Here is an 11,152-nt window from a genome sequence, read left to right on the forward strand (position 1 = left end):
AAGAGAAAATGCGCCGCATTCTCAGGAGAATCGAAGACGGAATAGAGATACGACTCGATCAGGGCTCGCTCGTGGCGACCCTCTTCGGAGTCGCCCTGACGGCGGCGCTGATATTTCTGATGGGGATGCTGGTCGGCAGGACGATCTGGGGAAATCAGGTCAGGCCCGAGAGCCACAGCTTCACCACGAGGGCCGAGGGAGCGGACAAAGAGCCCCTCAAGCCCGTGGACATGACCTTCTACGGAGAATCCTCCGCGAAGCCCACCAAGATCGAGCCCCCGCCGGAATTCATAGCCCGCTGGGAGGAAAAGAAGGCCGCGGAGGCCGCAGCAGCGGCCGCGCTGGCCGCAGCGAGGGCGCAGTCAGCCAAGAGTGAAGAGGAAGCGGAGAAAGAGGAGGAAGAGGGAAAGGGGAAGACGGTCAAGGAAACCCCCGTGAGCGCAAAGACACCTACGGCAAAGGTTCCCGCGCAGCCCGCCAAAACACAGGCTGCAACTCCGGCGGCGGCCCAAAAAGCTGCGGCCCCCGAGGTCAAACAGCCTTCGGCTCCGAAACCCGCCGCCGCGAAGGGGAGCTACGCCGTCCAGATCAACTCCTTCAAGGACAGATCCCTCGCGGAGAGGATGACCGCCACCCTGGCCGACAACGGCATAAGAGCCGAGGTGGTGGCCGTGGGCGGAGCCTTCAAGGTGATGTCCGGCTCCTTCTCCTCGAAGGAGGAGGCGCAGCGCTTCAAGGAATCCCTCGAAAAGAAGGGGGTTAAAGGTTTTGTCGCGCCGCGCTGAACGTAGCGGCGGGGAGGTATTTATAATGTCGAAGATCAAAAAGACGATAGAGGACGATTTTCTCGCAGCGAGAAAGGCCCAGGACAAATCCCGCCAGGGCGCGCTGATGCTCATAGTGGACGCCCTCCAGAAGAAGGAGAAGGAAAAGCGCTCCGAGCTTACCGACGAGGACGCGCTTGGAGTCCTTCTTACCCTCTCCAAGCAGCGCAAGGAAGCGATGGAGCTCTTCAAGACCGGCGGGCGCGAAGATCTCGTCGCCAAAGAGAGCGAGGAGCTTAAGATCATCGAAAGCTACCTCCCGGCGCAGATGAGCGAGGAAGAGGTGGCGGCGGAAGTGAAAGCCGCGATAGCGGCTACCGGCGCGGTTTCTCCGAAGGATATGGGGAAGGTGATGGGGGTGCTGATGCCGAAGGTGAAGGGCAAAGCGGACGGCAAGGTTGTCCAGAATCTGGTGCGTACACTCCTAGGCGGCTGATATCCGGCGCATCCTTTCCGTTCCACGGCTTCCTCTTTCGGCGAAGGTCAGCGTCGTTTCTCGGGCGCGGGTCTTGGCGTATAAACGATACTGCCTGCGACCGCGCGCCCTGCGGACTCCTTGCCCTTCGCCGAAATAGTTTGCCGGATTTGGAAGAAAGCGCCCCTGCCCGCCGGAGCTTCATCGCTACTCGGTCGCGCTCCCTGCGGGCTCCTCGCCCGACGGCAAAATCCTGTGCCGTATATGACCTTAGAAATATTTGCTTTTAATCAACCATTTTGGAACGGAAATTCATTGGACAGACACGCGGCTCGCGTACTCGATTACCTGAGAATTCTGGAAGTGCTGGCGGGCGAGGCCCGGACCCCGCAGGGAGGCGACCTCCTGCGGGCGCTCTCCGCCGCTTCCTCCCCCGCCGAGGCGCGGGAGCGCCTTTCGGAGTCCGAGGCTTTCTCCTCGCTGGTGGAAACCCTCGGCTGGCCCCCCGTGGAGGGGCTGGAAAGGGTGGACGCGCACCTTGACAGGGCCGCCGTCGCCGGGGCCTGCCTCGACGCCGAGGCTCTCCTCGCCGTCCGCGACGCGGTCGTGGTTTCGGCCAGGGTCGTCGAATATCTGGAGGACGCGGGGAAGGAATCCTCACCTCTGGGAGTCTGGGCCGAGGGGCAGACCCCTCTCTACGGCCTCGAAGAGAGTTTCGCGAGAACCTTCGGACCGAGGGGGGAGATACTCGACTCCGCAAGCCCCGCGCTTGCGAAGATACGCGCCGAGATAAAGGAACTTCGTGCGAAGGTCCTCAAGATACTCCAGAGGGTTCTTCGCGACACCGAGTACGAGCACGTCGTTCAGGACGATTTCATAACCCAGCGCTCGAACCGTTACGTTATCCCCCTCAGGACCGATTTTAGGGGGTATCTTAATGGGATAGTCCACGATCATTCAAATTCGGGGCAGACCGTCTTCGTCGAGCCGCTGGAGGTCGTGGAGACCAACAACAGGGTCAACGAGGTGATGGAGGAGGAGTACGCCGAGATACGGCGGATACTCACCGCCCTCACCATAGCGGTCGGCGCGGCGGGGCCCGCGCTTCGCGCCCAGATAGCTCTCGTCGCGAGGGTAGACGCGCTCTCCTCCAAGGTGCGCTTCGCCCAGAAGCTCCGCTGCGTGAGCCCGGAGATAGCCGACGAGCCGGTTCTGGAAGTCAAAGGTGCGAGGCACCCCTTTCTGGAGCTCCGCGAGGGGGCGAAGGTGGTTCCCATACGCCTTTACCTCCCTGAGGGGACAAACCTTCTGCTCATCACCGGGGCGAACGCGGGGGGAAAGACCGTCGCCCTCAAGACCGCCGGACTTCTGGTGCTGATGGCCCACTCGGGGCTTTTCATACCGGCGGAGGAAGGCGCGAAGGTGGGGTGGTTCCCCGAGGTGCTGGCCGACATCGGCGACGAGCAGGACCTCGACAAGGATCTCTCGACTTTTTCCGCACACATGGCGCGGTTGAAGGATATATTTGATCTTTCCGGCGAAGGCTCTCTGGTCCTTCTCGACGAACTGGGCACCGGCACAGACCCGACGCAGGGCGCGGCCCTCTCGGTTGCCGTTCTGGAGGAGCTGCGGCGGACAGGGGCGAGGGTAATGGCGACCACCCACCTCGACGGGCTCAAGGCTTACGCCTACGGTTGCAAGGACGCCCTGAACGCGGCGGTGGCCTTCGACCCGAAGACGGGGACGCCGCTCTACAACCTCCTCTACGGGCAGGCCGGTTCCTCCAACGCGCTGGACGTGGCGGAGAGGATGGGGCTGCCCGCGAGGGTTCTGGACCGCGCCCGCTCTATTTCCGGCGATTCCGGCGAGGGGACGGCGAAGCTCCTCCGGGAGATCGAGGAAGCCAGGGACGAGGCGAGGCTTGAGCGCGAAAAGAGCGCGGAGCTTAACCGCTCCCTGGAGCGGGAGCTTCGGTCGCAAAAGGAACTCACCGAAGAGGCGAGAAAAGAGCGCAGAAGCGCGATGGCCGACGCGAGGGGCGAGGCGATGGCGCTGATACGGAAGATGCGCGAGGACCTCAACCGCGTCGTCCGGGAGCTCTCCGAGGAAAAGATAAAGCAGAAAGACGCCCAGAGCGCGCTGGAGGAGGCCTCAGAGAAGGCCGAGAGGCGCTTTCCCAAGCCGAAGCCCGAGGAAGCGGGGGTAAAGCCCCCGAAGGAAATAATCGAGGGGGCTAAAGTCTTCGTAAAGTCCATCGGCAAGAACGGGATAATCGAGGGCAAGGTCTCGGGCGGCAAGGTCAGGGTTGCTGTCGGCCCGATGAAGCTCTTCGTCCCCGTCGAAGACCTCGGCGCGCCCTCCGGCGAGAAAAAGCAGGCGAAGATTTCGCTTCCCTCCGCCGGGGTCAAGGTCACCGCCGAAAAGGGCGACCCGGACATAGTGCTTATAGGTATGACCGTCGAGGATGCTCTGGAGGCTTTCGACAAGGCGCTGAACAAGGCGTTGGTCTCGGGAATAGACAGGTTCCGGGTGGTCCACGGCCACGGCACGGGGGCGCTCAGGAAGGCCATTCGCGAAAAGATCGCCGCCACCCCGAGGGTGCGCCGCGCCGAAAACGAAGAGAACAACGAGGCGGTCACCTGGATAGAGGTTCTGTAAGCCGGGAGCGCCTTTTTCGCGTCTAAACGTTCTTATCTCACATTGCTCCGGAGGCGGATTTGCCGTGCTGATTCCCGAAGACATTCTTCAGACGATTCGCGACCGGGTTTCGGTCGCCGATATCGTGGGCGCGCACGTCGCCCTGAAGAAGGCCGGGAAGACCCTCAAGGGCCATTGCCCCTTCCACAGCGAAAAAACCCCCTCCTTCACCGTCAACGAGGAGAGGGGCACCTACAAGTGCTTCGGCTGCGGCAAGGGGGGCAACATCTTCACCTTCCTGATGGAGATGGAGGGGCGCTCCTTCCGCGAGGCGGTCGAGGAGCTGGCGAAAAAGGCGGGCATCGAACTGCCCAGGGGCGGCGCTCAGGAAGAGGACGCGCCTTCCCGCAAGGAAAGGGAAGCGGTGCGGGACGTACTGGAGCTTTCGGCCAGGTATTACCGCTACCAGTTCGAGGAGGGGCGGGCGGGGGAAGAGGCGAGAAAGTACGCGAAGATGCGCGGTCTCAGCGACGAAACCTGCGCGCTTTTCAACGTCGGCTGCGCCCCGGCGGGGTGGGACAACCTCGCCAGATACCTCGAAAAGAAAAAAATTCCTCTTTTGTACGGAGAAAAAGCGGGGCTACTCGTCAAAAGGCAAAACGAGAGCTATTATGACCGATTCAGGGAAAGACTCATCTTCCCGATAACCGATTTCGCCGGGCGGACGGTGAGCTTCGGCGGGAGGATACTCGAAAAGGGCGAGCCCAAGTACCTCAACGGCCCCGAATCGGAGGTCTTTCACAAGTCGAAGGTCCTTTACGGCCTCTTTCAGGGCGCGCAGGAACTGCGCTCCTCGGGGAGGGCGATACTGGTCGAGGGGTACATGGACGTGGTCATGCTCCGGGAGAAGGGCTACGGAGGGTGCCTCGCCACCCTCGGCACGGCCCTCACCCGCGATCACGTGGAGGCGATGAGAAGGCGCGTAGACGAGGCGGTGCTGGTCTACGACGGCGACGCGGCCGGAAGAAAGGCGATGGAGAGAAGCCTTGACATTTTTCTCAAGGAAGGCTTTCCTTGCCGCGCCGTGCTCCTGCCCGAGGGCGAAGACCCTGACAGTTTCGTGGCGAAGGGTGGTGACCTCGGCGCCCTTGTAGACAAGGCCGTCTCCCTCTTCGACGTATGCCTGGAGCTTACGCGAAGAAGGCACGATTTCAACAGCATCGAAGGCCGCCTCGCGGCGGTGGGCGAGATTGCCCCCGCGCTCGCGGCTATGGACGACCCTCTCGGACGCGACCTCTATATAAAGAGGGCCTGCGAATCCCTCCGGGTCGAAGAGCGCCTTATGCGGGCCAAAATATCCGCCGGAACGGTGCGCAGGGACGAAGCCGAACCGGAGCCCCCCGCGCAGCGCGACCCTCAGGAGCTTGCGCTCGCGAGGCTTATCGTCCACAACCTCGAAGCCAGGCGAAGTTTTATGGACGCTGGCGGAGAAAAGTGGCTGGAGGGAGGGGATCTTAGGGAGTTGGCCCTCTTCGTCGCTCCGAGGGAGGAGGACGCGGAATCCTTCCCCATCGAGCTTGCACCCGCGCGGCTTCAGAATCTCCTGACCGGCCTGGTCATGGAGGACGTGCCGGGGGATTTCGAGTCCCTGGCGGGCGCTCTGGAAAAAAGAAGGCTTAAAAAAATCCTGGCGAAGCTGAATGAAGAGATGAAAAAAGCCGGCGAAAATGAAGACTGGGAAAATTATTCTCGTTTGGCTAAGGAAAAACAGGCAATCGACCGAAAAATAAGTAACGCCTGATTCGGGACGAATCGGCGACAATATCTGGAGACCGCTACGAATGGCAAGAATCAGACTGGAAGCTGTCGAAGACCTTCTCGAAGAGGGGAAGGATCGGGGTTTTTTGACCTTCAGGGAGATAAATGACGCTCTCCCGGAAGACATGGTCGACCCCGAGAGCCTCGACGAATTGATCATGATGTTCCGCGACCTGGACATAGCCGTCGTCGACGACGACGCCGCCGGGGAAGAGCTGCAGCAGGCGGAGCAGGCCGAGGGCGGCGAAGAAGAAGAGGCCAAGGAGGAGGACGCCGCCGCCGAAGAGGAAGAGGAGGACGAGGCGACCGACTACGAGACCCTCTTCGAGAAGACGAACGACCCGGTGCGCATGTACCTGCGCGAGATGGGCTCGGTCTCCCTCCTCACCCGCGAGGGAGAGGTGGAGATAGCCAAGCGCATCGAGGCGGGGCTAAACGAGGTTTTCGACGCCGCCTTCAGCGGCTCTCTCGCAGTGACCGAGATGGTGGAGCTTGGCCGCAGGCTCCGCACGGGCGAGCTTGTGCTTCGCGCCGTGGTTGACACCATGGAAGGCGAGGAGGACATCGAATCCGAGGAAGAGGAGGAGTTCGAGGAGATAGCCGTCGCCCCGGACGAAGAGGAGGAAGCGGAGGCGGTAAAGCCGCCCCCCGCCATCGAAGCCAGCGCCGAAACCGTCCTTGAAGTGGCGCTCGACCCGCTCCTCGAAAAGATAATCCTGACCATCGAGGACATCCGCAGCTGCGAGATCGCCCGCGCCGAGCTTAGACAGAAAGCAGCCAGGGGCGAGAGCGTCGAAAAGTGCAAGGACGAGATCTGCCTTTTGCAAAAGCAGATGATCACCCATTTTCGCTCCCTCAACCTCCGGGAGCAGGTGGTCGAGAAGATTGTCGAGAGGTACTTTCACCTTACCGAAAGGGTGCGGGCCACCGAAATGGCCCTTGAGAAGCTGGAAGGGTCGCTCGGCATGTCGCCGGGGGATTTCGTCGCGCTTTACGACAGCCACAGTCTCCGCGACGTCTGCCACCGCATGAACATGCGCCCCGACCAGGTCAAGCGCCTCCGCAAGGAGGTGGTGCGCCACCTCGAACTGCTCGGAAATATCGAGATAATCACGGGGCTCACCCGCAAGGACCTCTTCAGGAAGGTTTCCGACATCCGCTCCGGCCAGCTTCGCGCCAAGATAGCGAAGAGCGAGCTGATCGAAGCCAATCTGCGGCTCGTCGTATCCATAGCGAAGAAGTACACCAACAGGGGGCTTCAGTTTCTCGACCTGATACAGGAGGGGAACATCGGCCTTATGAAGGCGGTGGACAAGTTCGAGTACCAGCGCGGCTACAAGTTCTCCACCTACGCGACCTGGTGGATACGTCAGGCGATAACCCGCGCCATAGCCGACCAGGCCCGCACCATCCGCGTCCCCGTACACATGGTGGAGACCATCAACAAGCTGGTGCGCACCTCAAGGTATCTCGTGCAGGAGCTGGGCCGCGAGCCCAAGCCCGAAGAGATAGCCGAGAGGATGGACATGAGCCCCTCGAAGGTGCGCAAGGTCCTCAAGATAGCCAAAGAGCCCATCAGCCTCGAAACGCCCATCGGAGACGAGGAAGATTCGCATCTGGGGGATTTCATCGAGGACAAGAAGGCTATCGCACCCGACGAGGCCGCCGTTCTGGCGAATCTCGCGGAGAAGACGCGGGAAGTTCTCTCCACCCTCACGCCGAGGGAGGAGAAGGTTCTTCGCATGCGGTTTGGCATAGGCGAAAAATCGGATCATACTCTGGAAGAAGTAGGCAGGGATTTCGCCGTGACGCGCGAGCGCATACGCCAGATAGAGGCCAAGGCGCTGCTCAAGCTCCGTCATCCGACGCGGAGCAAGAAGCTGAAGCACTTTTTGAAATAACCGGCTTTCTCTTTTAAGCGAAGGGCCGCGTCGTTTCTCGGGCGCGGGTCTTGGCGTATAACGATACTGCCGCGCGGAGTAAAACCGGCATAATTTTTTGAGAAAAATTCAAACGAGCTAAAAAAACATCTTGCAGTGTTTCATTTGGCTGTGATACAAATCCGACCTCCTCAAATGGGGGGAAAGTTCTCCCCAACGGCTCCACTACCAAGGCTTCACCGGTATGAGCCGACAAACAGCCCGGCTGTTAAGTAGTCCATGCAGGGCCCGCGGCGGCCCGCAGAAGAAAAGAACATTAGTTTTTAGGGAAATATCCGGACCCCGTTCGCGGGGACGGGTTTAGCGTTGCTTTGAACTGACGAGACTCGCAAGGAAGGTTCCATGCCAACCATTAACCAGTTGATACGCAAGGGTCGCCAGCAGGTGAAGACGAGAACCGCTTCTCCCGCTCTGGATGCATGTCCCCAGCGCCGGGGCGTTTGCGTGCGCGTCTACACCACCACGCCCAAGAAGCCGAACTCGGCTCTTCGTAAGGTCGCCCGCGTAAGGCTCACCAACGGCAAGGAAGTCACGGTTTACATACCCGGCGTCGGCCACAACCTCCAGGAGCACTCGGTGGTTCTGGTCCGCGGCGGCCGCGTCAAGGACTTGCCCGGCGTTCGTTACCATATAGTTCGCGGAACTCTGGATACCTCCGGCGTCAACGACCGCCGTCAGGGACGTTCCAAGTACGGCGCCAAGAAGCCGAAGTAGGAGTAATCAGGGATGGTCTTCAAAAAGAGAACGGAAGAAGCCCCGCGCAAGGTCGTCCGCATCAAGCGCACCCGCAAGGTCGCGGATGCCCGCTACGGCGACGAGCTTCTGGGCAAGCTGATAAACAAGATCATGCTGGACGGCAAGAAGTCCACTGCTGAATCGATCGTCTATCACGCTCTTGAGATAATCGAGACGAAGAGCGGGCAGAACGGCCTTGAGTCCTTCCGCACCGCACTCGACAAGATAAAGCCCATCGTAGAGGTAAAGTCGAGGCGCGTCGGCGGCTCCACCTATCAGGTGCCGATCGAGGTCGCCCCTAACCGCCGCCTCTCCCTCGGTCTCCGCTGGCTCGTAGGCTACGCCCGCGCCAGAGGCGAAAAGACGATGGAGGAGAAGCTGGCCGCCGAGATACTCGACGCGCTGCAGGATCGCGGCTCTTCCATCAAGAAGCGCGACGACACCCACGCGATGGCCGAAGCCAACAAGGCTTTCGCGCACTTCCGCTGGTAAGCTGAAACGTAATCCAAGGAGTGGACCATGCGTACCACTCCCGTGGAAAAATACAGAAATATCGGCATCACCGCCCATATAGATGCCGGGAAGACTACGACAACCGAGAGAATCCTCTTCATCTCGGGAGTCAGCGAAAGACTGGGCGAAGTTCATGAAGGCACGGCCATCATGGACTACATGGAAGAGGAACAGAGCCGCGGAATAACGATAACGGCAGCGGCGACCACGTGTTACTGGGGCGGGAGCCGGATTAACATAATCGACACCCCCGGCCACGTGGACTTCACCATAGAGGTGGAGAGAAGCCTTCGGGTCCTCGATGGAGCGCTGGCGGTCTTCTGCGCAGTCGGAGGGGTCGAATCCCAAGCCGAAGCGGTCTGGAGGCAGGCCGACAAATACAAGGTCCCGCGCATCGCCTTCGTCAACAAGATGGACAGGGAAGGCGCGGATTACCAAAAGGTCGTCGGGGAAATACGCGAAAACCTCGGCGCCAACCCCCTGCCGGTGCAGTTGCCGGTCGGAGCGGGCAGAGGGTTTAAGGGAATAATCGACCTCGTGACCCTTTCCTTCCTCACCTGGGATGAAAAATCCCTGGGAATGAGATGGAAGGAGGGGGAGATACCCGAAGAGATGAGGGACGAGGCCGAAATGGCGAGGGAGGAGCTTCTGGACGCCCTCGCCGAGCTGGACGAACCCTTTTTCGAGGAGTATCTCGAAAGGGGCGAGGTGGAAGCGGGGAGCATCATCGAAGCGCTCCGGCGGACCACCCTGAGGCTCGAAGCGGTTCCGGTGCTCTTCGGGAGCGCCTTCAAGAACAAGGGAATCCAGCCGCTTCTCGACGCGATCGTCCGCTACCTCCCGAGTCCCGCGGACCTTCCGCCCCCAAAGGCGGTACTGGTTCAGACGGGTAGGGAGACGACGCTCCGGCCCGATGACGGCGAACCGCTCTCGGCCCTGATATTCAAGGTCATGGCGGACCCGGCGCTCGGAAAACTCTCCTGGTTTCGCGTCTACTCGGGCGCGGTAGCCTCCGGCGAGGAGGTGATGGCGGGGGGAAGAAAAATTCGCCTCTCGCAGATAGTGCGGATGCACGCGAACGAGGCGATACCCGTGAAGGGGGCCGTCGCGGGAGACATAGCCGCGGTGGCCGGAGTCGAAGGGCTCGCAACGGGAGACACTATTTCCCGGGAAACCGCCGAGGTGGCGCTGGAGCGGGTCGAATCGCCCCGGACGGTAGTATCGGTGGCGGTAGAACCGAAGGCGGAAGCGGACCGCGAGATACTTGAAAAGATTCTGTCTGAACTGGTCGCCGAAGACCCCTCTCTCACGATGAGGCTGGACGCGGAAACCGGTCAGATACTCCTCGGCGGAATGGGCGAGCTGCACCTCGAAGTCGTAATCGAGAGGCTCGAAAAAAAGAGCCGGGTCGAGGCGGTGGTCGGAAAGCCGAGAGTTGAGCGCCGGGAAACGATAGGGCGCGAGGCCGAAGGCGAAGCGAAATTTGAACGAAGCGCCGGAGGCGAGACCTTCGGAGCCGAAGTAAAAGTCTCGGTGAAGCCCGTAGAGGGCAGAGCCGGATGGTCCATAGAAACCCGCGCCGCAAATGAGTTGACCGCGAAAGCGAGGGAGGCTCTGGCGGCGGGAATCTCCGAAGCCCTCGAAAGAGGGGTGGCTGAGAATCTTCCGATGACGGGTGTCGAGGCGAAAGTCACGGCGGTAAAGACCTGGGGAAGCGAAGAGGACAGCGGTTCTCTCACGGTGGCGGCGAAGATGGCCGCTGAAAACGCCCTGAAAGCTGCCGGACCGCACGCGGTCGAGCCCTATATGGATCTTGAAGTTACGGGCCCCGAGGAAGCGATAGGGGAGATACTCTCCGATCTGTCGGCAAGGAAGGCCAGGATCGGCGGGATGGACCAGAGGGCGGATTCAAGAGTCATACGGGCGCAGGCGCCCCTCTCGGCTCTCTTCGGATACGCGACCTCTCTTCGGTCCAGAACAAAGGGACGCGCCACCTACTGCATGCAGTTTCGGCGCTACAAAGAAATTTAAAGCCGCCGCTTTTGGCGGGAAGATAACAATAACAGATACCATCGGGACGGCCGGCGGGCCCGGCCCCAGGGCGGTGGTTAAAAAACTAACCGCGTCCGAGATAACCAGGAGGTATGGTCATGGCCAAGGAAAAATTTGAGAGGACTAAGCCTCACGTCAATATCGGGACGATAGGGCACGTTGACCACGGCAAGACGACGCTGACGGCGGCGATAACCCGCGTTCTGGCGAACCGTGGC

8 protein-coding genes and 2 pseudogenes are annotated in these 11,152 nt (G+C 60.9%); all 10 read left to right on the forward strand.

What is annotated here, in order from left to right:
• Positions 1–8: 8 nt before the first annotated feature.
• Positions 9–785 carry an SPOR domain-containing protein gene (locus EPN96_08130; protein TAL16745.1) on the forward strand — a complete coding sequence of 259 codons (777 nt, stop codon included), beginning with the start codon at positions 9–11 and terminating at the stop codon, positions 783–785.
• A gap of 25 nt (positions 786–810) precedes the next feature.
• Positions 811–1,260 carry a GatB/YqeY domain-containing protein gene (locus EPN96_08135; protein ID TAL16746.1) on the forward strand — a complete coding sequence of 150 codons (450 nt, stop codon included), beginning with the start codon at positions 811–813 and terminating at the stop codon, positions 1,258–1,260.
• A gap of 294 nt (positions 1,261–1,554) precedes the next feature.
• Positions 1,555–3,897, forward strand: a complete 2,343-nt coding sequence (locus tag EPN96_08140; protein TAL16747.1) for a hypothetical protein — start codon at positions 1,555–1,557, stop codon at positions 3,895–3,897.
• A 34-nt stretch (positions 3,898–3,931) separates the two neighbouring features.
• Positions 3,932–5,677 carry a DNA primase gene (gene dnaG / locus EPN96_08145; protein TAL16748.1) on the forward strand — a complete coding sequence of 582 codons (1,746 nt, stop codon included), beginning with the start codon at positions 3,932–3,934 and terminating at the stop codon, positions 5,675–5,677.
• Between the two features lie 40 nt (positions 5,678–5,717).
• Positions 5,718–5,963 (forward strand): annotated as a pseudogene (locus EPN96_08150) (RNA polymerase sigma factor RpoD).
• Between the two features lie 81 nt (positions 5,964–6,044).
• Positions 6,045–7,612, forward strand: a pseudogene (locus EPN96_08155) (sigma-70 family RNA polymerase sigma factor).
• A 364-nt stretch (positions 7,613–7,976) separates the two neighbouring features.
• Complete coding sequence (locus tag EPN96_08160) at positions 7,977–8,348, forward strand: 30S ribosomal protein S12 (GenBank protein ID TAL16749.1); 372 nt, start codon at positions 7,977–7,979, stop codon at positions 8,346–8,348.
• A 12-nt stretch (positions 8,349–8,360) separates the two neighbouring features.
• Positions 8,361–8,861, forward strand: coding sequence for a 30S ribosomal protein S7 (locus tag EPN96_08165; GenBank protein ID TAL16750.1), 501 nt, complete (start codon positions 8,361–8,363; stop codon positions 8,859–8,861).
• Positions 8,862–8,888: 27 nt separating this feature from the next.
• Positions 8,889–10,913 (forward strand): elongation factor G, encoded by a 2,025-nt coding sequence (gene fusA, locus EPN96_08170; GenBank protein TAL16751.1) that lies wholly within the window; start codon positions 8,889–8,891, stop codon positions 10,911–10,913.
• 119 nt (positions 10,914–11,032) lie between these two features.
• A partial coding sequence (gene tuf, locus EPN96_08175) for an elongation factor Tu (protein ID TAL16752.1) occupies positions 11,033–11,152 on the forward strand: 120 nt, incomplete at its 3' end.

The sequence above is a fragment of the bacterium genome (assembly GCA_004322275.1).
In the GTDB taxonomy this organism is placed as follows: Bacteria; Desulfobacterota; Deferrisomatia; order Deferrisomatales; family BM512; genus SCTA01.

Bases quoted from the DNA above. Each gene is read 5' to 3' on its own strand.
- fusA (TAL16751.1), top strand. From the start codon at position 8,889: ATGCGTACCACTCCCGTGGAAAAATACAGAAATATCGGCATCACCGCC.
- EPN96_08160 (TAL16749.1), top strand. From the start codon at position 7,977: ATGCCAACCATTAACCAGTTGATACGCAAGGGTCGCCAGCAGGTGAAG.
- EPN96_08130 (TAL16745.1), top strand. From the start codon at position 9: ATGCGCCGCATTCTCAGGAGAATCGAAGACGGAATAGAGATACGACTC.
- EPN96_08165 (TAL16750.1), top strand. From the start codon at position 8,361: ATGGTCTTCAAAAAGAGAACGGAAGAAGCCCCGCGCAAGGTCGTCCGC.
- EPN96_08135 (TAL16746.1), top strand. From the start codon at position 811: ATGTCGAAGATCAAAAAGACGATAGAGGACGATTTTCTCGCAGCGAGA.